General features: G+C 73.5%; 23 protein-coding genes. 12 read left to right on the forward strand and 11 right to left on the reverse strand.

Annotation, left to right across the window (positions count from 1 at the left end; genetic code table 11):
• Positions 1 to 5: 5 nt before the first annotated feature.
• From ACZ6ZT_RS10710 to ACZ6ZT_RS10720, 3 genes are all read right to left on the reverse strand, one after another.
• Complete coding sequence (locus tag ACZ6ZT_RS10710; RefSeq protein WP_469717587.1) at positions 6 to 806, reverse strand: amino acid ABC transporter permease; 801 nt, start codon at positions 804 to 806, stop codon at positions 6 to 8.
• On the reverse strand, positions 803 to 1,609 hold the full coding sequence (locus tag ACZ6ZT_RS10715) for an ABC transporter substrate-binding protein (RefSeq protein WP_469718250.1): 807 nt from the start codon (positions 1,607 to 1,609) through the stop codon (positions 803 to 805). Before ACZ6ZT_RS10715 ends, ACZ6ZT_RS10710 begins: the two co-directional genes overlap by 4 nt.
• Before the next feature lie 309 nt (positions 1,610 to 1,918).
• Complete coding sequence (locus tag ACZ6ZT_RS10720; RefSeq protein ID WP_469717589.1) at positions 1,919 to 2,842, reverse strand: quinone oxidoreductase family protein; 924 nt, start codon at positions 2,840 to 2,842, stop codon at positions 1,919 to 1,921.
• 90 nt (positions 2,843 to 2,932) lie between these two features.
• On the opposite strand from ACZ6ZT_RS10720, the gene ACZ6ZT_RS10725 reads away from it, so the two are divergent.
• From ACZ6ZT_RS10725 to ACZ6ZT_RS10735, 3 genes are all read left to right on the forward strand, one after another.
• Positions 2,933 to 3,364 carry a MarR family winged helix-turn-helix transcriptional regulator gene (locus ACZ6ZT_RS10725; protein ID WP_469717592.1) on the forward strand — a complete coding sequence of 144 codons (432 nt, stop codon included), beginning with the start codon at positions 2,933 to 2,935 and terminating at the stop codon, positions 3,362 to 3,364.
• Positions 3,365 to 3,425: 61 nt separating this feature from the next.
• Complete coding sequence (locus tag ACZ6ZT_RS10730; protein WP_469717594.1) at positions 3,426 to 3,932, forward strand: GNAT family N-acetyltransferase; 507 nt, start codon at positions 3,426 to 3,428, stop codon at positions 3,930 to 3,932.
• Between the two features lie 91 nt (positions 3,933 to 4,023).
• Complete coding sequence (locus ACZ6ZT_RS10735; RefSeq protein WP_469717596.1) at positions 4,024 to 4,812, forward strand: maleylpyruvate isomerase family mycothiol-dependent enzyme; 789 nt, start codon at positions 4,024 to 4,026, stop codon at positions 4,810 to 4,812.
• A gap of 80 nt (positions 4,813 to 4,892) precedes the next feature.
• On the opposite strand, the gene lpdA is transcribed toward ACZ6ZT_RS10735, so the two are convergent.
• Complete coding sequence (gene lpdA / locus ACZ6ZT_RS10740; protein ID WP_469717598.1) at positions 4,893 to 6,296, reverse strand: dihydrolipoyl dehydrogenase; 1,404 nt, start codon at positions 6,294 to 6,296, stop codon at positions 4,893 to 4,895.
• A 200-nt stretch (positions 6,297 to 6,496) separates the two neighbouring features.
• On the opposite strand from lpdA, the gene ACZ6ZT_RS10745 reads away from it, so the two are divergent.
• Complete coding sequence (locus tag ACZ6ZT_RS10745; RefSeq protein WP_469717600.1) at positions 6,497 to 7,609, forward strand: alpha/beta hydrolase; 1,113 nt, start codon at positions 6,497 to 6,499, stop codon at positions 7,607 to 7,609.
• Positions 7,610 to 7,651: 42 nt separating this feature from the next.
• Here ACZ6ZT_RS10745 and ACZ6ZT_RS10750 read toward each other — a convergent pair whose 3' ends face one another.
• Positions 7,652 to 9,073: an MFS transporter gene (locus ACZ6ZT_RS10750; RefSeq protein WP_469717602.1), complete on the reverse strand. Its 1,422-nt coding sequence runs from the start codon at positions 9,071 to 9,073 to the stop codon at positions 7,652 to 7,654.
• Between the two features lie 140 nt (positions 9,074 to 9,213).
• On the opposite strand from ACZ6ZT_RS10750, the gene ACZ6ZT_RS10755 reads away from it, so the two are divergent.
• Positions 9,214 to 10,035 (forward strand): helix-turn-helix transcriptional regulator, encoded by an 822-nt coding sequence (locus tag ACZ6ZT_RS10755; RefSeq protein WP_469718254.1) that lies wholly within the window; start codon positions 9,214 to 9,216, stop codon positions 10,033 to 10,035.
• A gap of 12 nt (positions 10,036 to 10,047) precedes the next feature.
• Here ACZ6ZT_RS10755 and ACZ6ZT_RS10760 read toward each other — a convergent pair whose 3' ends face one another.
• Positions 10,048 to 10,992, reverse strand: coding sequence for a nucleoside hydrolase (locus tag ACZ6ZT_RS10760; RefSeq protein WP_469717604.1), 945 nt, complete (start codon positions 10,990 to 10,992; stop codon positions 10,048 to 10,050).
• 152 nt (positions 10,993 to 11,144) lie between these two features.
• Positions 11,145 to 12,077, reverse strand: a complete 933-nt coding sequence (locus tag ACZ6ZT_RS10765) for an alpha/beta fold hydrolase (RefSeq protein WP_469717606.1) — start codon at positions 12,075 to 12,077, stop codon at positions 11,145 to 11,147.
• 126 nt (positions 12,078 to 12,203) lie between these two features.
• Between ACZ6ZT_RS10765 and ACZ6ZT_RS10770 the strand changes: the two genes are divergently transcribed.
• A complete protein-coding gene (locus ACZ6ZT_RS10770; RefSeq protein WP_469717608.1) occupies positions 12,204 to 12,821 on the forward strand; it encodes a TetR/AcrR family transcriptional regulator in 618 nt (205 codons plus the stop codon).
• 41 nt (positions 12,822 to 12,862) lie between these two features.
• On the opposite strand, the gene ACZ6ZT_RS10775 is transcribed toward ACZ6ZT_RS10770, so the two are convergent.
• The gene (locus ACZ6ZT_RS10775; protein WP_469717610.1) at positions 12,863 to 13,129 is read right to left on the reverse strand and encodes a hypothetical protein; all 267 of its coding nucleotides are present in this window, start codon (positions 13,127 to 13,129) and stop codon (positions 12,863 to 12,865) included.
• A gap of 281 nt (positions 13,130 to 13,410) precedes the next feature.
• On the opposite strand from ACZ6ZT_RS10775, the gene ACZ6ZT_RS10780 reads away from it, so the two are divergent.
• Positions 13,411 to 14,334: a hypothetical protein gene (locus ACZ6ZT_RS10780; protein ID WP_469717612.1), complete on the forward strand. Its 924-nt coding sequence runs from the start codon at positions 13,411 to 13,413 to the stop codon at positions 14,332 to 14,334.
• Between the two features lie 145 nt (positions 14,335 to 14,479).
• Here ACZ6ZT_RS10780 and ACZ6ZT_RS10785 read toward each other — a convergent pair whose 3' ends face one another.
• Positions 14,480 to 14,836, reverse strand: coding sequence for a hypothetical protein (locus ACZ6ZT_RS10785; RefSeq protein WP_469717613.1), 357 nt, complete (start codon positions 14,834 to 14,836; stop codon positions 14,480 to 14,482).
• A 111-nt stretch (positions 14,837 to 14,947) separates the two neighbouring features.
• A complete protein-coding gene (locus ACZ6ZT_RS10790) occupies positions 14,948 to 15,544 on the reverse strand; it encodes a hypothetical protein (RefSeq protein WP_469717615.1) in 597 nt (198 codons plus the stop codon).
• Between the two features lie 105 nt (positions 15,545 to 15,649).
• On the opposite strand from ACZ6ZT_RS10790, the gene ACZ6ZT_RS10795 reads away from it, so the two are divergent.
• From ACZ6ZT_RS10795 to ACZ6ZT_RS10805, 3 genes are all read left to right on the forward strand, one after another.
• The gene (locus ACZ6ZT_RS10795) at positions 15,650 to 16,843 is read left to right on the forward strand and encodes an MFS transporter (protein WP_469717617.1); all 1,194 of its coding nucleotides are present in this window, start codon (positions 15,650 to 15,652) and stop codon (positions 16,841 to 16,843) included.
• A 57-nt stretch (positions 16,844 to 16,900) separates the two neighbouring features.
• Entirely contained in the window at positions 16,901 to 18,001 is a 1,101-nt protein-coding gene (locus ACZ6ZT_RS10800) for a M20 family metallopeptidase (RefSeq protein ID WP_469717619.1), read from the forward strand.
• Between the two features lie 147 nt (positions 18,002 to 18,148).
• Entirely contained in the window at positions 18,149 to 18,703 is a 555-nt protein-coding gene (locus tag ACZ6ZT_RS10805; protein ID WP_469717621.1) for a YceI family protein, read from the forward strand.
• Positions 18,704 to 18,763: 60 nt separating this feature from the next.
• On the opposite strand, the gene ACZ6ZT_RS10810 is transcribed toward ACZ6ZT_RS10805, so the two are convergent.
• On the reverse strand, positions 18,764 to 19,972 hold the full coding sequence (locus ACZ6ZT_RS10810) for a cytochrome P450 family protein (RefSeq protein WP_469717623.1): 1,209 nt from the start codon (positions 19,970 to 19,972) through the stop codon (positions 18,764 to 18,766).
• Between the two features lie 257 nt (positions 19,973 to 20,229).
• On the opposite strand from ACZ6ZT_RS10810, the gene ACZ6ZT_RS10815 reads away from it, so the two are divergent.
• Together ACZ6ZT_RS10815 and ACZ6ZT_RS10820 are read left to right on the forward strand one after the other, a co-directional pair.
• Entirely contained in the window at positions 20,230 to 20,493 is a 264-nt protein-coding gene (locus ACZ6ZT_RS10815) for a DUF6400 family protein (protein ID WP_469717625.1), read from the forward strand.
• A complete protein-coding gene (locus ACZ6ZT_RS10820) occupies positions 20,480 to 20,737 on the forward strand; it encodes a hypothetical protein (protein WP_469717627.1) in 258 nt (85 codons plus the stop codon). Before ACZ6ZT_RS10815 ends, ACZ6ZT_RS10820 begins: the two co-directional genes overlap by 14 nt.
• Positions 20,738 to 20,739: the final 2 nt, after the last annotated feature.

Consider the following 20,739-nt stretch of genomic DNA (forward strand, 5'->3'; position numbering starts at 1 on the left):
CGTCCTCACGTGGCCTTGTCCGCGCGGGCCTCCAGGCGGCGCACCACGAAGCTCAGCGGCACGGTCACCAGGAGGTAGCACAGGCCCGCGACCAGGATGGGGGTGGAGTTGGCGGTCTCGCTGGCGAGGTCCCGGCCGAATTTGGTCAGTTCCCGCTCTTCCAGTGTGACGCCGAGGAAGAGCACCAGGGAGGAGTCCTTGAAGAGCAGGACCAGTTCGTTGGTGAGCGGGGGGATGACGATGCGGAACGCCTGCGGGATGATCACCGAGACCATGGCGCGGCCGTGCGAGAAGCCCAGCGAGCGGGCCGCCTCCATCTGCCCCTTGGGCACCGCCTGGATGCCGGCCCGGATGGTCTCCGCCATGTACGCGGCCGCCACCAGGCCGAGGCCGAGCGCGACCTTGCCGTAGGTCCCGCCGGGGATCTCGGTGCCGGGGAACGCCAGCGGTACCGCGACCCCCACGAAGATGAAGATCAGCAGCGCGGGCAGGCCCCGGAACAGCTCGATGTACACGCCGGCGGCCCAGCGGTAGGGCGCGACCGAGGACAGCCGCATCATGGCGACGACCAGTCCGAGGACGAGGCCGAAGAGGAACCCGGAGAAGGTGTACACCACCGTGTTGCGCAGGGCGGTGGTGATGATCTCCGGGAAGAGGCGGACGGCCAGGTGGGTCTGCGCGAACTGGTTCCGCAGCCGGTCCCAGTCGGCGAGGACGACCACCAGGACCAGCACGGCCACGAAGACCGCGTACTGGACGCCCTGCCAGACCCGGCGCCGCTGGCGCCGGGTCAGCCGTGAGGTCACGAGGTGGCCTGGGGCAGCGGGCCGATCCACTGTTCGTAGAGCTTCTTGTAGGTGCCGTCGGCCTTCGCCGTGGTGATGGCCTTGTCGATGGCGGCGAGGAGGGCGGTGTTGCCCTTCTTCACGGAGAAGCCGTACTTCTCGCCGGTGTCGATGTTCTGCCCGAGGACGAACTCCGCCGCGTTGGTCTTGTCCTTGAGCCAGCCCTGGACGACGGGGTAGTCGATGACGACCGCGTCGACCTGGCCGGTGCGCAGCCCGTTGAGCACCGCGTCCGAGCTCTCGAAGGCGACCGGGTTGAAGCCCTGGGCCTTGACGTAGCTCTCGCCGGTGGTCTCGGCCTGCGCGCCGAGCTTCTTGCCCTTGGCCTTGAGGTCGGCGAGGGAGGTGATCCCGCTCTTCTTGGTCGCGAGGAGGGCCTGGGTCGCGTCGAAGTAGGGGACGGAGAAGTCCACGTTCTTCTTGCGCTCGTCGGTGATGGTCATGCCGGCGGCGGCGAGGTCGCACTGGCCGGAGTTCAGGAAGGCACCGGTCTTGAAGTTCTCGAACGGGGTGTCGAGGATCTTCTGTTCGACCTTGAGGTTCTTGGCGACGAGGTCGATGAGCGCCACGTCGAAACCGACGACCTTGCCGTTCTGTTCGAACTGGAACGGCGGGTAGGGCAGATGGGTGCAGGTGGTCAGCTTGCCCTTCTCCACGACGGGCACTCCGCCCGCCGCCTCCCCCGGGCCGCTGCCGCCGGAGGAGCAGCCCGCGGCGAGGAACACGCCCGCGGTGGCGGCGGCGAGGCCGGCCGTGGCACGGATACGGGTGCTGCTGCGCTGGCTGCGGTGTCCTGCGGCCGTCCGGAACACGGTTGACCTCCACGGATGCGGGGTGGGGGGCGACCGTGGGGCGCGGCCGTCCGTCGGGATCGTAAGCCCCCGGCGGGCCGTGACGGCGGAGCGTGCGGGACGCGGCGCAGACGTGGCCGGACTTCGCCCTTCGGCGGCCGGAGAGGGACTGTTGCGCCCGCTCACCCGATCGGCCCCGGCCGCGCGTCCGGGTGATCGCCATGGATGGCGCGGAGAGCGGCCGGACGTCCGTTTCCCCCGCTGGGCGGCGGTACGGGCGGGTCAGGGGACGAGGATCACCTTGCCGAGGTTGCGCCGCTGTCCGATCGCGGCGTGGGCGCGGGCCGCCTCGGCGAGCGGGATCAACTCGTGGACGGCGGGGCGCAGTGTCCCGGCCGCGTGCAGCCGCCACAGCTCGCGCCGCCAGCGGTCGTAGAGGTCCGGCTGTCCGGTGGCGATGGCCCGCATCTGGAAGCCGATCACCGACGCGCCCCGGACGAGAAGTTCGTACGCCTCCACGGTCCCGCCGCCCGAGCTGAACGCGACGATGCGGCCACCGGTCGCGAGGGCGCGCACGGCGGGGGCGAGCAGGTCGCCGCCGACGCCGTCGAGGATGACGTCGTACGGGGCTCCCCAGTCGGCGTCCTCGTAGAGGACGACCCGGTCGGCGCCGAGGCCGCGTACGAAGTCGGCCTTGGCGGCGCTGCTGACGGCGGCGACGACGCGGCCGGCCCCCGCCGCCTTGGCGTACTGGACGGCGAGACCGCCCACCGCGCCGGCCGCGGCGGTGACGAGGACGGACTCGCCGGGCTCCGCGCGGGCCGCCGCGTGGGCGCCCCGGGCGACGAGGCCGCTGCGGACCAGCGCGACCGCGTCCACCGCGCTCGCGCCGTCGGGGACGGGGGAGGCCATCGCGGCGCCCAGGACCGCGAACTCGGCGTAGGCGTCGGCGAAGCAGAGCCCCGTGACGCGGTCGCCCACGGCGAAGCCGGTCACCCCGGCGCCGGTCGCGACGACCTCCCCGGCGACCTCGCCGCCGAGGGGGACGGGGCCGCCGCCCTCGCCGATCTTGCGGACGGTGGGCAGCGTGACTCCGATCGCCTCGTTGCGGACCAGTACCTCGCCGGGACCGGCCACGGGCGGGTCGACGTACTCGGCCCCCAGCCTCTCGGGGCCGGCGTCGACCTGGTGACGCATGCGCAGCACAGGACCTCCCTGGTGGGGTTTTCGTTGGGGACCCCAACGATAAGCCGGAAGTCATGGGGATGTCCAACGATTGTCGTTAGAGTGGCCCGCATGACCTCACCCCTCGCGCACATCCAGTCCCTCCCGACCTGGCTCGTCGGCCGGGTCGCCGCGCGCGGCCGCGGCCTCGTCGCCGAGGCGCTCGCCGCCGAGGGGCTGCGGCTCATGCACCACGCGGTCCTGGCGGCGACCGCCGAGTACGGGCCCGTCACCCAGGCCGAGCTGGGCCGCCGGCTGGCCGTCGACCCCAAGGACATGGTGGGCCTCCTCAATCACCTCCAGGAGGCGGGGCTCGTCCTGCGCACCCCGGATCCGGCGGACCGCCGCAAGAACGCCGTCACCGTCACCCCGCGCGGCACGGAGGTCCTCGCCCGCTGCGCGACCCTCGCCGAGACCGCCAACGCCGCGCTGCTCGCCCCGCTCGCCCCGGACGAGCGACGACAGCTGATCACCCTGCTGACCCGGCTCCACGAGGCCCCGTAAAGCCGCCCCGGGCAGCCTCAACTCCCGTGTCGGCCCGTCCTGTTGCCGGTACGCTGACCGCATGATCGCTGTACGTCGCGCGGGCCCGGCCGACGGGGACGCGGCCGGGGAGATCCACGCCGCCGCCTGGGAAGCCGCCTACGCCCCCTTCTTCGCCCCGGAGTTCGCCACGCGGGCCGTGCAGGAACGGCGTCACCGCTGGCACGCCCGGCTGGCCCCCGGCAGCCCCGACACGGTGCTGCTCGCCTCCCTCGACGGCCGCCCCCTCGCCCTGACCTTCTTCGCCGCCTCCCCCGGAGCGCGGCGGCCCGGCCTCGCCGAGATCCTCTCCGTCTACGCCCACCCGGACGGCTGGGGCAGCGGTGTGGCGGCCGTCCTGATGGAGGCGACGCTGAGCCGGCTGCGCGCGGACGGCTTCACCTCGGCGCACCTGTGGACCCTGCGCGACACGCCCCGCGCCCGCCGCTTCTACGCCGCGCGCGGATTCCGCGAGACCGGCGCGACGCGCCCGTACGACTTCGGCGACGGCAACCCCCTCGAACAGGTCGAGTACGAGCGGACCTGCTGACCCGCGGGGCGGCGCCCCCGCGCGGACGCCTCCCGGCCGCTGTGACAGAGTGCCGGGAGAGACGAACCGACAGGTCAGGAAGGCCCACCCGATGAGCACGGCGCACCCGATGAGCACAGCCGAGCAGCAGCCCGACCACGCGGCGGCCGTCGCGGCGCAGACCGCCCGCCTCGTGGAGCTGGTCCGGGGCGCCGACCTGACGCTGCCCGTACCGACCTGCCCGGGGTGGACCCTCGGCGATCTGGTCCGGCACTGCGGCGGGGTCCACCGCTGGTTCTCGGCGCTGCTGCTCCAGAAGGTCCAGGAGCGCCCGGCCACCCGGGACGTCGACCTGCGGCTCCCGGAGCGGGACGAGGAGCTGGCGGACTGGCTGGCGGCCGGCGGCGCGGCCGCGGCGGAGGTGTTCGCCGGCACCGACCTGGACGCGCCCATGTGGGTCTGGGGCGCCGACGCCCACGCCCGGTTCTGGGTGCGCCGGATGCTGTTCGAGACCCTCGTGCACCGGGTCGACGCCGAGCGGACCCTCGGGCTGCCGTCCACGGTCGACACCGCGCTCGCCCGGGACGGCGTCGACGAGTTCCTCACGAACCTCCCCTACGCCACCCCCTTCGCGCCGGGCGTGGCGCGGCTGCGCGGCAACGGCCGGACCATCCGCTTCCGGTGCTCCGACGCCGACGGCTCGTGGCTGGTCCGGCTGCGCCCCGACGGCTTCGGCCTCGTCAGGGGCGGGGAGGCGGAGCCCGCCGAGGCCACCGTCCTGGCTCCGGCCGCCGCCCTCTTGCTCGTGCTCTACGGCCGCACCGCCCGCAGCGCCCCGGAGGTCGGGGCCACGGGCGACGCCGAGCTGCTCGACCTCTGGTTCGCGAACTCGGCGTTCTGAGCCGGTCCCGGCCCGAGGCCCCAGCCCCCGATCTCCGGTCGGCGGGCGGGGAGCCGGGAGCGGGGGCCGGGTGCCGCGCCTCAGAAGTTGATCATGTGTCCGGCCAGACCGTGGACGGCTTCCTTGACCGCTTCGCCCAGCGTCGGATGCGCGTGCACGTTACGGGCCACCTCGTGGACCGTGAGGTCCCACTGCTGGGCCAGCGTCAGCTCCGGCAGCAGCTCGGTGACGTCGGGCCCGATCAGGTGGGCGCCGATGATCTCGCCGTGCGTGGCGTCGCTGATCAGCTTCACGAAACCGGCCGAGTCGCCGAGGCCGTGCGCCTTGCCGTTCGCGGCGAAGGGGAACTTCGCGACGCGGACGTCGAAGCCCTTCTCCTTCGCCTGCGCCTCGGTCCAGCCGAAGCTGGCGATCTGCGGCTGGCAGTAGGTCGCCCGCGGGATCATCGGGTAGTCCAGCTCCATCGTCTCCGCGTCCGCGATGGTCTCGGCGGCGACGACGCCCATGGCCTCGGCGGTGTGCGCGAGCATCAGCTTGGCGGTGACGTCGCCGATGGCGTAGATGTGCGGCACCGAGGTGCGGCAGCGGCCGTCGACGTCGATGGCGCCGCGCTCGGTCACCCGTACGCCGGTGGCCTCCAGGCCGTAACCGGTGACGTTCGGCGCGAAGCCGATGGCCTGGAGGACCTTGTCGGCCTCCAGGACCTTCGTCGCGCCGTCCGGGCCGGTGACGCTCACCCGCACCTGCGGGCCCGACTCGTCGATCGACTCGACGCGGGTCGAGGTCAGGACGTCGATGCCCAGCTTGCGGTACCGCTTGGCCAGCTCGGCGGAGACGTCCGCGTCCTCCAGCGGGGCGATCCGGTCCAGGAACTCGACGATCGTGACCTTCACGCCGTAGTTGTGCAGCACGTACGCGAACTCGATGCCGATGGCACCGGCGCCCGCGATCACCACGGAGCCCGGTACGTCCTCGGCGAGGATCTGCTCCTCGTACGTCACCACGCGCTCGGAGCGCCGGGTGCCGGGCAGCAGCTTCGGGGTGGCGCCGGTGGCGATGACGCAGTGGTCGAAGGAGATCTCACGGGTGGTGCCGTCGGACTGGGCGATCCGCAGGTTCCGGTCGTCCAGGAAGGTGCCCCGGCCGTCGAACTCGGTGATCCCGTTCTTCTTCATCAGGTAGTGGACGCCCTTGACCCGGCCGTCCGCGACCCGCCGGCTGCGCCGGAACGCCTCGCCGTAGTCGAAGGACACCTCGCCGTCCACCTTGATCCCGAAGGTCTTGGCCTCGTGCGTGAAGATGTGCGCGAGTTCGGCGTTGCGCAGGAGCGCCTTGGTGGGGATGCAGCCGACGTTGAGACAGACTCCACCCCAGTACTTCTCCTCCACGACCGCCACGCTGCGGCCCAGCTGAGCGGCACGAATGGCGGCAACGTAGCCGCCGGGGCCGGCCCCCAGGACGACGACGTCGAAATGCTCCTGCATGGACGGATTCCTTCCCATCACAAGTGGTACGCAAGTCAGTTCACCCCCACGTTACGCCGGGTTCCGGGAGCGGGTGTTCGAAGATCACTCCCGCGCCCGCAACCTTTTGCGCCGCCCGGCCCTCTCCTTGGGTGGCACGCCGACGTGTGCCGGCGGGCCCCGGGCCCGGACCGATCGCCCACAGAAGGTCTTACCGATCCATGAAGCTGACGAGTGGCGCTCCCCTCGTACTCGCCCTGCTGTGCACGCTGCTGCTGTTCGCCCTGACGGTCTGGCTCTGGCCACGGCTGGCGGGGGGCGGGCCGCGCGCGGTGGCCGGCCGGATCGGGCTGCTCGTCGTGCTCCAGCTGCTGCTCGTGGCCTCGATCGGACTGGCGGCGAACCGGAGCTTCCTGATCTACGGCTCGTGGGCCGAGCTGGCCGGGCACGCGCAGGCACCGCCGGCCCTCGACAAGGGCCAGGGCGACGCTTCGGGCGTCAAGGTCCTCGGCCGCCAGCCGGTCGACGTGCCCGGCGGCGCCACGCCGCGCGTCGGCGGCGTGATCGAGAAGGTCACCATCCAGGGCCAGCGCTCCAAGACCGCCACCTCGGCCTACGTGTACCTGCCGCCGGAGTACTTCCAGAAGGGCTACGAGCACAAGACGTTCCCCGCCGCCGTGGTCCTCACCGGGTTCCCGGGCACCTCGGAGAACCTGATCAAGGGTCTCGACTACCCGAAGACGGCCTGGAAGCTGGCCAAGCACAAGAAGACGCAGCCGATGGTCCTGGTGATGACGCGGCCGTCGGTCATCGCCACCCGCAACACCCAGTGCGTGGACGTCCCCGGCGGGCCGCAGAGCGAGACCTACTTCGGCATCGACCTCCCGCAGGCCGTGGCGGGCGCGTACCGGGTGAAGAGCGCGCCGTCGAGCTGGGCCATCATGGGCGACTCGACCGGCGGGTACTGCGCCCTGAAGATCGCGCTGGAGCATCCGGAGCGGTACGCCGCCGGCGTCGGCCTCTCGGCGGACTACAAGCCGGAGATCGACGCGGACTCCGGTGACCTCTTCCACGGGAACAAGGCGGAGGAGAAGCGGGCCGACCTGCTGTGGAGCCTGGACCACCTGCCGCAGGGCAAGTCGTCCTTCCTGGTCACCACCTCGCTCCAGGGCGAGAGCAACCTCAAGCCGACGCGGCAGTTCATCGAGAAGGTGAAGGCCCCCGCCCGGGTCTCCTCGATCACGCTCGACCACGGCGGGCACAACTTCAACACCTGGCGGCGGGAGATCCCGCCCTCCCTGGAATGGGTCAGCGCCCGCCTCACCGCCGGCTGACGGAAGACGGGCGCCGACCGCCCGGGGTGCGCGCCCCGGGCGTCACGCCCTGCGCCGGGCGGTCCCCGCCGCCACCAGCAGTGCGGCCACGACGATGAGCGCCGCGTCGACGGCCAGGACCGTACGCACCCCGTCGAACAGCGACGGCCCGGTGGTGGCCAGGACGCCGAGCAGCGGGATGCCGATGGTCAGGCCGACCTGCTGGGTGGTGGTGACCAGACCGGTGGCCAGGCCCTGCTCCTCGTCCGGTACGCCGCTCGTCACGAGGACCCCGTACGAGATGATCGCGCAGAGGTGGAACATGCTGGCCACCGATACGGCCACGGTGGCCAGCAGCGCGCCGGAGTGCGGGCTCACGCCGAGCAGCGCGGCGGTGAGGACGCCCTGGCCCAGCAGCGAGCCGACGAGGGTGCGGCGGGGGCCGAAGCGGCCGATGAGCCGGGGCGCGTACGAGCCGGCGAGGGCGGAGGCGAGGCCCTGGACGCCGAAGACGAGGCCCGTCACGAAGGACGACAGGCGCAGGGTCTCCTGGAGGTAGAGGGTCAGGACGAAGACGACCGTCGACATCATGGAGAAGGTCACCAGTCCCCCGATGTTGCCCCAGGCGACCGTACGCCGCCGCAGCATCGGCAGCGAGACCAGCGGGGCGGCGGCCTTCGACTCCACCACCACGAAGGCGGCGAGCAGGACGATCCCGGCCGTGAGCGCGGCCTGGACGTCGGTGCCGCCGAAGCCGCGCTCGGCGGCCGTGGAGAGGGCGTAGATCAGCGCGAGCAGGCCGCCGGTGACGGTGACCGCGCCGGGTACGTCCAGCCGCGGCCGGTCCGGGGTGCGGGACTCGGGCAGCAGCCGGGGGGCGAGGCAGAGCACGATGAGGGCGGCGGCCGTGAGCAGCCCCATCGTGGAGCGCCACCCGAGGGTGTCGGTCATGATGCCGCCGAGCACCATGCCGACGGTGAAGCCGAGGGAGAGCAGGGTGCCGGAGATGCCGAGCGCCTTTTCGCGCAGCGGGCCCTCGGGGAAGGTCGTGGTCAGCAGGGACATGCCGGTCGGTACGACGACCGCCGCGCCCAGGCCCTGGAGGGCGCGGCCGGTGAGGAAGGACGCGGGGTCCCAGGCGAGGGTGGCGAGCAGGGAGGCCGCGCCGAAGAGCACGAGGCCGCTCAGGAAGAGCCTTTTGCGTCCGTACAGGTCGGCGATCCGGCCGAAGAGGAGCAGGAAGCCGCCGGAGGGCAGCGCGAAGGCGGTGACCGCCCACTGGAGGGCGGAGGGGCTGAGGCCCAGGTCCTTGCCGAGGACGGGCAGGGCCACGTTGAGGACGGAGAAGTCCAGCGCCACCATGAACTGGGCGGCGCAGAGCACGAAGAGGACCAGCCGGGCGCGGCCGGTGAGCCGGCCGTCGCCGGGGGCGGCGGGGGGAGTCGCCCGGGCGGGGGCGGTCGTCGTCGGTGTGTCGATCGTCATGTCCACACCCTCGCGGTACGGGACTGCCCGTGAAGAGCGGGAACTTATCCTGTTGTCGCCACCACCAGGCACGATCCGAGGGGGATGTCGTGGCCACGCCGACCGAAGAGGACCGCAGGAGCGAACTGCGGGCGTTCCTGATGAGCAGGCGCGCGCGGGTCTCGCCCGCGCAGGCGGGGCTGCCGGACGGCGGGGCGCGGCGGCGGACGCCGGGCTTGCGCCGGGAGGAGGTGGCGGTCCTGGCCGGGGTCGGGGTGTCCTGGTACCAGTGGCTGGAGCAGGGGCGGGACATCACGGTGTCCGCGCACGTGCTGGACGCGGTGAGCCGGGTGCTCAGGCTGAGCAGCGCCGAGCGTCGGCACCTGTACGTGCTCGCCGGGCTCAACCCGCCCGCGCTGGAGGTGGCGCCGGGCGACCGGGACATGTGCCACGGGCTGAAGCGGCTGATCGACGCCTGGATGCCGTTCCCGGCGCACATCATGGACGCGTACTGGAACACCGTGATGTACAACGACGCGGCGGCCCTGGTCCTCGGGATGCGCCCGGAGATCGTCCAGAACTGCCTGATCTCCTTCTTCACCGACCCGGTCTACCGGGCGCGCTCCCCGCACTGGGAGGAGATCGCCTGCGAGGTGGTGGCGCAGTTCCGGGCCGCCTGTTCCGAGCGCCCGCAGGACGAGGGGTTCCGGGCGGTCCTGGAGGAGGCGCGGGAACTCAGCCCGGAGTTCGCGGAGTTGTGGAAGCGCCGGGACGTCCGGCCGGGCGGCCTGCTGCGCAAGCAGTTGGAACACCCCCTCGTCGGCATGCTGGAGGTGGAGTCGACGCAGCTGCGCGTCCCGGCCCGCCCGGACCTCTCGATCGTGCTCCACACCCCGCTCCCGGACACCGGGACCGCCGAGAAGCTGGAGTGGCTGACCTCACCGGAGGGCCGCCGCGGCCTGATGTACCCGCTCGCGGGCTGATCGGAAGCACCGTCAGGCGGTGCGGGAGCCGAGGGTGGCCACGGCCGTGATCATGCGGTCCCAGAAGCGGTCGGCGTCCAGGGTGGTGGCGACCCGGGCGTTGACCGGCCGGCCGAGGTACCGGTGGAGGTCCACGACGGTGGCTCCGCGCGTGTAGCGGCCGTGCAGTTCGACGGTGACGTTGGCGTCGACCACGCCGACGAGCGTCGGGTCGATGACGCGGGCCACCGCGACGGGGTCGTGCAGCGGCGGGTGGGGCATGGCCCACAGGCGCTGGTACGTGGAGGCGAAGTAGGCCAGCAGTTCGGCGCAGACCAGGCCGAGTTCGGTGCCGAGGCCCTCGAAGCGGGCCCGGATCTCGGGGGTGGCCAGGGCCTGGTGGGTGACGTTCAGGCCGCACATCGTCAGGGGCACCCCGCTGCGGAAGACGATGTCCGCGGCCTCCGGGTCGGTGAGGATGTTGAACTCGGCGGCCGGGGTGCGGTTGCCGCGGCCGGTGGAGCCGCCCATCAGCACGATCTCGCGGATGCGGGAGGCGCTGTCGGGGTGGCGGGTCAGCAGCAGGGCGATGTTGGTGAGCGGTGCGGTGGGCACCAGGGTGACCGGCTCGGGGTGGGCGAGGAGGATCCGGTGGATGAGGTCCACCGCGTGCTCGTCCACGGCGTCCACGGTGGGCTCGGGGAACCGCGGCCCGTCCAGGCCCGAGGCGCCGTGTACGTCGTCGGCGACGGCCAGCGGCTGGAGCAGCGGCCGGTCGCACCCGGCGGCGATGGGCACGTCGGTGATCCCGGCGAGGGTGCAGACGCGCCGGGCGTTGAGGGTGGTCTTGTCGAGGGTCTGGTTGCCCGCGACCGTGGTGATGGCCAGCAGGTCGACGGCGGGGTCGGCTGCCGCCAGCATGATGGCCAGGGCGTCGTCGTGCCCGGGATCGCAGTCGATGATGATCGGGACGGGCACGGGCGGTCCTCCTGGCGCGTGGCTGCGGTGCTGCTGCCCCGCCCAGTCTGCCGCTGCCGGGCCGCTCCGGCCGCCTGTTCCCGGGCAACCTCGCGTACGCTTCACGCCGCCGCCGTAGGGAGGGGCCGGCCGGGCCGGCCCGCTCCCGTGTGTCAGGCGCGGGCGGGGTCGAGGGAGTCCACGTCCTCCATGAAGCTCAGCATGCGGGCGTTGACCAGGTCGGGGTGGTCGATCTGGGGCCCGTGGCCGGTGGCGGCGACGATCTCGGCGCGGGCGCCGGGAATCAGCCGCGGTACCCGCTCCAGCTGCCGCTGCGGGTGCACGAGCAGGCTGCGCTTGCCCATGACCAGGTAGAACGGCGTCCGGATCGACCCCAGTTCGGCGTCGGACAGCGGCAACGGGGCGGGACGGCGGATCCGGAAGGCGCGGACGCTCGCCTGGATCATCGCGCGCAGCTCGGGAACGACGATCACGGGCTGCTCCAGCCAGGCGGCCAGGCGCGGGCGCAGCGCTTTCGGGGCGTACGTGGCGAAGAGGCTGGCGAAGATCCACACGAAGAAGCGCAGTCCGACCTTCTCCAGGCCGCCGGGGTCGAGGGCGGTGACGGAGGCGAGCCGGCCGGGACGCAGGTGGACCTGGTTGATGACCAGCCAGCCGCCGTAGGAGGAGCCGACGAGGTGGACCCGGTCGAGGCCGAGCGCGTCCAGGGCCTCGTCCATCCACTGAGCCGCGCGCTCGGGCTGCCACATCGGCTCGCGGTGGACACTGCGCCCGGGGTCGCCCGGGGTGTCGAGCGCGTAGACGGGTCGTTCGGCGCTGAGTGCCGGGGTGTTGGGGTACCACTGGGCGGAGCAGCCGCCGGAGCCGTGGATGAGGACTATGGGCGTACGGGAATCGGCGGTGGGGTCCGTGGGGCCGTAGCGGTAGACGTGCGTGGTGCCGAAGCTGGTCTCGACGTCCGTTTCGGAGCGGGCGGGGGCGCCCAGCGCGTACAGGGCGTCGCAGGCGGCGAAGTACCGGTCGCGCAGGGTGTCGTTGACGTAGTGGCCTATGTCGCGTCGCGCGCGGGCCGACTTCTCGGGCACGGGGTACCTCCTGGTGATCACCATTTCGTGGTACGACCGTACCACGTTGTTGATACGGCGGTACCATCAAATGGGCCCGGGCGCCGCCGGACGCCCAGCAGCAGCACCTACGGCCGGAGAACGCTCATGCCCAAGCGCGTGGACCACGAGGAACGACGCACCCAGATCGCCGAGGCACTCGTCCGGGTGGCCGGACGGCGCGGGCTGCACGCGGTCGGCATGCGCGAGGTCGCCGCCGAGGCCGGGGTCTCGCTCCGGCTCGTGCAGTACTACTTCGAGACCAAGGAGAAACTGCTCCTCTACGGACTCCAGCACCTCACCGAGCGCTTCACCGCCCGCGTGGGCGAACGCCTGCGCGCCGCCGGGCCCGCGCCCGGGCCGCGCGCGACCGCCGAGGCGCTGCTCCTCGCCTCCCTCCCCACCGACCCGGAGAGCCGCACCTTCCACCTGCTCTACAGTTCGTACGCCATCCTGTCGGTCACCGACGAGGCGCTGGCCGCCCAGCCGTTCATCGACAACCCCGACGCCGCCGAGGACGCCCTGACCGGACTGCTGAGCGGAGCCCAGGAGGCCGGGCTCGCGGATCCCGACGTCGACGCCCGGATCGAGGCGGTCAGCCTGCTGGCCATGGCGGCGACGATGGGCACGAGCATCCTGGTCGGCCAGCGGACCCCGGAGGCGGCCGTCGCCGTCCTGCGCCACCACCTGGACCGCGTCTTCTCCCCCGGCCGACGGCCCGCGTAGCCGGGCGGGTACGGCTCCGCGCCGCCTGAGGCCCCACCGGATCAGGGTTCCGGGGTGCCCAGCCGGGCGCTGATCAGCTGTGCGGCCTCGTGCAGCCGGGCCCGCTCCACGGGTTCCGCGACGCGTGCCAGCTCCACCCGCAGGGCCTGCGCGGTACGCAGTACCGTCGCGCGCGGTACGGGGACCCGCTGGCCGGGCCGCTCCGTGAACGGCCGCAGCTCGGCGGCGACGGCCTGGGCGTCGTCCAGGGCGCTGCGGCGCAGGGAGAGGAACACACGGGCGAGCCAGTCGGCGGGGATCTTCACCATCACGTCGGTCATATCAGGGCAACGACGGCCGGCCGGGTCCGTGACACCGGCTACCCCGGCCGGCCCAGCGCCGTCTGGGCGCGGCGTTGCTCCGGCCCGGCGAACCGCTCACCTGGCTGGTCCACACCGTCGGCCCCGTCGGCGCGGCGGGCGGGCCGAGGAAGGTTGGGATGACGGCGCGTGACGGTCCCGCCCTGGCCCACGGGGATGTCCGGAGCCGACCACGCATCCGTCCCCTCACGATCCCGCGGCCGCCCCCGGCGCCGGCGGGTAAGGAACTCATGAACCTGAACGAGCACCACGAGACGACGAGACGGCCCCGGGTACGCTCCCGCGTCCTGCTCGCCTCCCTGGCCGCCGCGGCGGCCCTGACCGGGCAAGTGATCGCGCTGGCACCGGCCGCGTCCGCCGACGGGCCCGTCCCCTCGGTCCCCTCCGCCGCCCAGCCCAAGACGGGCGCGTCCCCGCAGGACAAGGACAAGGGCCGGGACAACGACCACGACGACTGGGGTGACAACGGGAGGGACAAGGAGAAGAAGAGGCCGCGCACCCCGGTCATCCACGGGCTGCGGCAGTTCACGTCCGACAACACCTTCACCCCGCCGCCGGGCGTCACGTCCGTGTTCGTCCAGGCGTGGGGCGCGGGCGGCGGAGGCGGGGGCGGCGGAGGCGGCACCGTCACCGCGAACGGCGGCACCGGCGGTGGCGGCGGCGCGGGTGGCTTCACCTGGTGCGCCGTCAAGGTGACCCCGCAGGCGGACTACGGCGTGGACGTCGGTGACGGCGGCGACGGCGGAGGCGGCGGCGCCCCGGGCAACACCATGGGCAGCCCGGGCGGCGACGGCGGCAACGGCACCGCGGGCAGCGCCAGCACGCTGACCCGGGCGACGGACAACACCGTCCTGCTCAACGCGGGCGGCGGCGGAGGGGGCGGTGGCGGCCGGGGCGCCACGGCCACGAACGGCGCCAACGGCACGCCCGGCACGGGCGGCACCGCCACGTGCTCCACCGGCGGGGTCAACATCCCCGGCGGGAACGGCAACGCCAACGGCGCCGGCGGGGCGCCCGCCGACGGGATCGTCGGCCTGCCCCCGCACGCCGCGCACGGCGGCAGGGGCGGCGCGCCGGGCACGGCCGCCACGGTCCCCCTCCCCGGCGGCGACGGCCAGAACGGCGGCAACGGGTACGTGGTCATCTACTGGTGACCCCACCGCCGCCCGCTCCCGCCGCCCCGCGCGGCGCCGGGAGCGGTCGGCGCTCGTGCTACCCGGCGCTCGTGCCACGCGGCGCCCGTTCCACCCGGCGCCCCGACGGCGCGGCACGCGGAGAGCGGCGCCGCGCCGGGAGCGCTCAGTGGATGACGCTGAAGCTGCGCCAGGGCAGGGCCGCGGGGGCCGTCACGTTCGAGAGCGTGGTGGCGACGTAGGTGCCGTCCTCCCGCTCGCCCTTCGCGCAGTTCTCCGTCCGGTACAGGACCACGTCGACCAGGGTGTTGTTCTCGACGCGCGTGGCGCCGCGGGGCAAGTTGATGCGGTGGCAGCCCTTCACCGGGGTGTTGCCGTAGGACAGCGCGACCGGCGAGTCGTGGCTGCGGAAGGTGAGCACGCCGACGGTGCTCCGGCCCAGGCCCGAGCAGGCGGTGGCGGTGAGCAGCAGGGCCGCGGCCCCGGTGATGACGCCGATGCGCCGGTGGTGGGACAGGGACATGTCGGGGTCCTCGTCTGTGCGGTGGTGGCTCTCCTGCCCGCAGCCTGCCCCGGCCGGGCCCCGACGGCATCCGTTGCGCGGCCGGCCGGATGAACCGCGCGGTCCGCCGGCTCAGTGCGCGCCCGGTTGCGACGGGCCCCGTTTCAGCCAGGCGATCGTGGTGCTGAGGGCGAGGAGCGCCGCGGCCCACAGGGCGGCCGTCCACGGCGTGGTCCGGCCCTCCAGCTCCGGGGAGATCCGGTGCCTGGGGTCGTAGGCGACCCGGATCGTGTCTCCCTTCGCGGCCACGGCCCGACCCTCCTTCAGCTCGGCCGGGTAGCCGCCCGGGCAGTCCAGCAGCAGGCGGTACACCGTCCGGGTGGGCGGAGCGCCCTCGCCGGAGGAGTGTTCGGCCTTCGACTCGACCTCGCGCACCGCGCAGGAGGCGACCGCCGGACGGGACGCCGCCTGGTCGGCGCAGGCCACCACCAGCAGCAGCCCCAACGACAGCAGCAGGGCCCCGAAGAAGCCCCCGCTCCCCCCGACGAGCGCGAAGTACCCCGTGCAGGCGCCGAGGAGGAGTACCGCCCCGCCCACGACGACGAGGGTGTCCGGGGGCGGTGAGGAGCCCCCGAAGCACCAGGCCGCCCATCCGTACACCGCCGCGGCGGCCGGCGCGGGCAACGCCGCCGTACCGGGTCCTCGCCACCGCCGGTCCGTCTCCGGCATGAGCACCACCCCCCGCCACGGGGACGCCCGCCGCCCCTCCTCCGGTTGCTCCGCCCGGCCCGGTACCGGTGGGCGGGCGGCCGGGCGCGGGGTACCGTCGGGCGCATGGACGGTGATCGCGGCGGGTGGCGCCGGTGCTCCCTCGCCGGCGCGGTGTTCGCCGTGTGCATGGCGGGCACCACGCTGCCGACCCCCCTCTACGGGCTCTACCAGGAGAAGTTCGGGTTCTCCGAGCTGACGGTCACCGTGGTGTACGCCGTGTACGCCTTCGCCGTCATCGGCGTCCTGCTTCTCGCGGGCAACGCCTCGGACTCCGTGGGCCGGCGGCCGGTGCTCCGGGCGGGTCTGGTCTGCTCTGCGGCGAGCGCCGTCTGCTTCCTCTGCGCCTCCGGACTCGGCTGGCTGTACGCGGGCCGGCTGCTGTCGGGGCTGTCCGCCGGGCTGTTCACGGGCGCGGCGACGGTGTACGTGATGGAGCTGGCTCCGGCGGGCGGCCGTTCGCGGGCCACCTTGGTGGCGACGGCCGCCAACATGGGCGGCCTCGGCTGCGGTCCGTTGCTGGCCGGGGTGCTCGCGAAGTACGCGCCGTGGCCGCTGTACCTGCCGTTCGCCGTGCACCTCGCCCTGGTGGCGGGGGCGTTCGCCGTGCTGCTGTGGCTTCCGGAGACCGTGCGGGAACGGCGGCCGCTGAGCACCGTACGGCCGCAGCGGCCGGGGCTGCCGGCGCAAGTGCGGCCGGTGTTCGGGCCGGCGGCGGCCGCCGCGTTCGCGGGGTTCGCCCTGTTCGGGGTGTTCACGGCGGTCAGCCCGGCGTTCCTCGCGCAGTCCCTCGGCGTGCACGACCCGGCCGTGAGCGGGCTCGTCGTGGCGCTGGCCTTCTTCGCCTCGACGGCCGGGCAGTCCGCGGTGCCCCGGGTGGGGGTGCGGCGCTCGCTGCCGCTGGGCTGCGCGGTGCTCCTCGCCGGGCTGGCGCTGCTCGCGGGCGCGCTGTACGCGGACCTGCTGGTGCTGGTGGTGCTGAGCGCGGTGGTGGGCGGCATGGGGCAGGGGCTGACGTTCCGCGGGGCGCTCTCGGCGGTGGCCGCGGCGTCTCCCGAGCACGAGCGCGCGGCCGTGATCTCGACGCTGTTCGTGGTCGCGTACACCGGCATATCCCTCCCGGTGATCGGCGTGGGCGTGCTGTCGGGCCCGGTCGGACTGGAGGGTGCGGGGCTGGTGTTCCTCGCCTGCATGGCCGTCCTCGTCTCCGGGGCGGCCCTCTACCTGCTGCGCCGCCCCGCGCCGGATCCGGCGTCGTGACCGGCGGGCCCCCGGGGCGGCGCCCCGGCCGACGGGCCGCCAGCTACCCTGTGCGACATGACGATGCGCAAGACCGCCGCGGTGAGCGTGGACGCGATGCTCGACGACCTCAGGACCCTGGTCGAGACCGAGTCCCCGTCGCGCGATCTGGACGCGTTGGCGGCATCGGCCAAGGTGGTCGCCGCGTTCATCGAGAGCCGTCTCGGGGGCCGGGCCGTCATCCTGGAGAGCGAGGCCGGGCCGCACGTCCACTGGCGGGGCGGGGGTGAGTCCAGGGTGCTGATCCTCGGTCACCACGACACGGTGTTCCCGCTGGGCACCCTCGAACGCCGCCCGTTCCGCGTCGCGGACGGGCACGCGACCGGTCCCGGGGTCTTCGACATGCTCGGCGGCCTGGTGCAGGCCGTCCACGGCCTGGCGGCGCTCGACGACCGGTCCGGCGTGGAGATCCTGGTCACCGCGGACGAGGAGGTCGGCTCGCACTCCTCCCGGGCGCTCATCGAGGAACGCGCCCTCGCCTGCGGCGCGGTGCTCGTCTTCGAGGGAGCCGCCGACGGCGGAGCGCTGAAGACCGGCCGGAAGGGCTGCGGCACCTTCCGGGTCCGGGTCGAGGGCCGCGCCTCCCACGCCGGCCTGGAGCCCGCGGCCGGGATCAATGCCCTGGTCGAAGCCGCGTACCAGGTGCTGGACATCGCCGCGCTCGGCCGGCCCGAGGCCGGTACGACGGTCACCCCGACGGTCGCGTCGGCGGGGACCCTGGACAACGTCGTGCCGGCGGAGGCGACCGTCATCGTCGACGTCCGGGTCGAGTCGGCCGGGGAACGGGAGCGGATCGAGGCGGCCTTCGCGGCGCTGGCGCCGCACCTGGACGGCGCGCGGATCACGGTCGAGGGGTCCATCGGCCGGCCCCCGATGCCCGAGTCCGCGTCGGCCGGGCTCTTCGCGGTGGCGCGGCGGCTGCTGCCCGGCCTGGAGGGCAGGGCGGTCGGCGGCGGCAGCGACGGCAACTTCACGGCCGCGCTGGGCGTACCGACCCTCGATGGCCTGGGAGCGGTCGGCGGCGGGGCCCACGCGGACCACGAGTACGTGGTGGTCGCGTCCATGGCCGAGCGGGCGAACCTCGTGTCGGGCCTGGTCCGCGCGATCCGGGACGCGTAGCCGGAGGGCGCGGCGGGCCGACCCGGCGCGGCCCGGCATCTGGCCGATCGGGTGATGCGGCGGGCGTGGCCGGGCGCCCTTCGGGGCGGCGCTGGCTAGCGTGGACGCGCGTCACGTCCCCGTCCCCCAGCCCCCTGGAGCAGGTCCATGACCACCGCCCCCCTCACCTCGCTCACAGGCGACTACGTCCTGGACCCCGCCCACTCGCGGATCGGCTTCGTGGCCCGGCACGCGATGGTCACCAAGGTCCGCGGCTCGTTCAACGAGTTCGAGGGCACCGCCCACCTGGACGGCGCCGACCCGGCCAAGTCCTCCGCGCGGGTCACCATCAAGGCCGAGAGCATCGACACCCGCAACGAACAGCGGGACGGCCACCTGCGTACGAACGACTTCCTCGACGCGCCGACCTTCCCGGACATCACGTTCGTCTCCACCGGGGTCGAGCCGCTCGACGACACGCACTACAACGTGACGGGCGACCTCACCATCAAGGACGTCACCCGGCCGGTCACCATCGAGTTCGAGTACCAGGGCAGCGCCCGGGACCCGTTCGGCAACGCGCGCGTGGGCTTCGAGGGCTCGGTGCCGATCAGCCGCAAGGAGTACGGGATCACCTGGAACGCGGCCCTGGAGGGCGGCGGTGTCCTGGTCGGCGACAAGGTGGTGCTGGAGTTCGACATCTCCGCGATCCGGCAGGACTGAGACGTCCGTGGGCCGGGGAGGCGCCGTCGAACGGATCGACGGGGGCCGCCCCGGCCCGGGTCACCACCGGACCGGCAGCTCCCGTACGCCCCGGATGAGCATCCCCCGCACCCACGACAGCTTCGCCTCGTCGGCGTCGCCGTCGAGCGTCGGGAAACGCTCCAGCAGCGAGCGCAGGGCGATGCGGCCCTCCATCCGGGCGAGCGGCGCGCCCAGGCAGTAGTGCAGGCCGTGCCCGAAGGCGATGTGGCCGCGGGCGTCGCGATGGATGTCGAAGCGGTCCGGCTCCTCGAAGCGCGCCGGGTCGCGGTCCGCGTCGGCCATCGCGATCAGCACGGTGGAGCGCGCCGGGATCACCACGCCGCCCATCTCGACGTCCTCCAGGGCGAGTCGCGGGGTACAGGTCTCCACCGGTCCGTCGTAGCGGAGCATCTCCTCGATCGCGCCGTCGAGCAGGCCGAGGTCGGCGCGCAGGTCGGCGAGCTGCCCGGGGTGGGCGAACAGGGCGCGCATCCCGTTGCCGATCATGTTGACGGTGGTCTCGTGCCCGGCGATGAGCAGCAGGACGCACATGCCGATCAGCTCGTGGGGCGAGAGCCGGTCGCCGCCCTCGTCGACGGCGTGGATCATGGCGCTGAGCAGGTCCTCGCCGGGGGCGGCGCGCTTGGCGTCGATGAGCTCCGTCAGGTACTGGAGCATCTCCGCGTACGCGGCGGCCTCCGCTTCGAGGCTGGTGCGGGCGACCACCTCGTTGGACCAGCCGCGGAACGCCTCGCGGTCCAGCTCGGGCACGCCGAGCAGCTCGCAGATGACGGTCATCGGCAGGGGGAAGGCGAAGGCGTTCACCAGGTCGGTGCGCCGCTCCGCGACGGCCTCCATGGCGTCGAGCAGTTCGTCGGTGATCTGCTGGATGCGCGGCGCCAGCGCCTCGATGCGCCGCGGGGTGAACTCGCGGGCGATGAGCCGGCGCAGCCGGGTGTGGTCCGGCGGGTCGGACATCAGCATGTGGGCGAGGGCCGGGTGGTCCTGGTCGGCGTTGATGATCTGGCCGATGTCGCCCTGGCGCCGCCAGTCGCGGCTCAGGCGCGGGTCGGTGAACGCGGTGCGGCAGGCCTCGTGTCCGACGACCAGCCACAGGTCCTCGCCGTCGGGTGTGCGGACGTGGTGGACCGGGCCGCGGGCGCGCAGTCGCGCGTACACCGGATACGGGTCGCGGACGAAGTCCGGACCGAGTTCGAGCAGATCGACCATGCCGGGCTGAGGCGCCATTCCATTCCCCCTGGATCGAATGAGTCGTGCGACGACGGTACGCCGATACGTGTATCCCCCACAGTAGTCGCGCCGTCACCCGCGGGGGCGGCCGCCCCCTCCCCGGCCGGCGGTGAACGCCCCGTCCTCGTACGGAATCTGACCATCCGTTTGGTGGCCCGGGCGGGTGCACCGCCGTACGCATGGGCCCATGACCTGCTGTGACTCCGCCCACCCTCACTTGACCCGGCAAGGAAGGGTTACCTAAGTTCGAGGGTATGACCCCCCACGAACCCACCCCTGCCACCGGCCCCGGGCTGGTGGACTTCGACGTCGACCTCACGTCCCAGGAGGTGCTCCGGCGCGCCCAGGTGATGGCCGCCCTCGGCCCCGACTGGGACCCCGTCGAGGTGCTGCGCGGCGAGGAGGCGGCGTACGGGCTGCTGTACTCGGGCCTGGACGCCGAGCAGCAGCGCCTGTACGACGACCTGGTCGCGGCCGGTGTGCTGCCCGCCCGCGGGGGTGGCCGTGCTGCCGCTTGACCCGCAGGCCGACATCGGCCGGCGCGCCTGGGTGGCCTGCCCGAACTGCGACGACGCCCGTGGCTGCGGGCCGTGCGGGGAGCGCCGGACCTGTTCGGCGCACTGGCGCTACCTGCTCTCCCACACCGGCAGCGTGCTCCACCTCCAGTGCCCCGGCTGTACGCACGTCTGGGACCACGAGAGCGGTTTCGGGGCGACCCGTTCCCTCGGGCGGCGGCTCGGCGGCGGCCTGCCGCGCCTCTGAGG

It is taken from the genome of Streptomyces sp. NPDC102258, assembly GCF_055584685.1.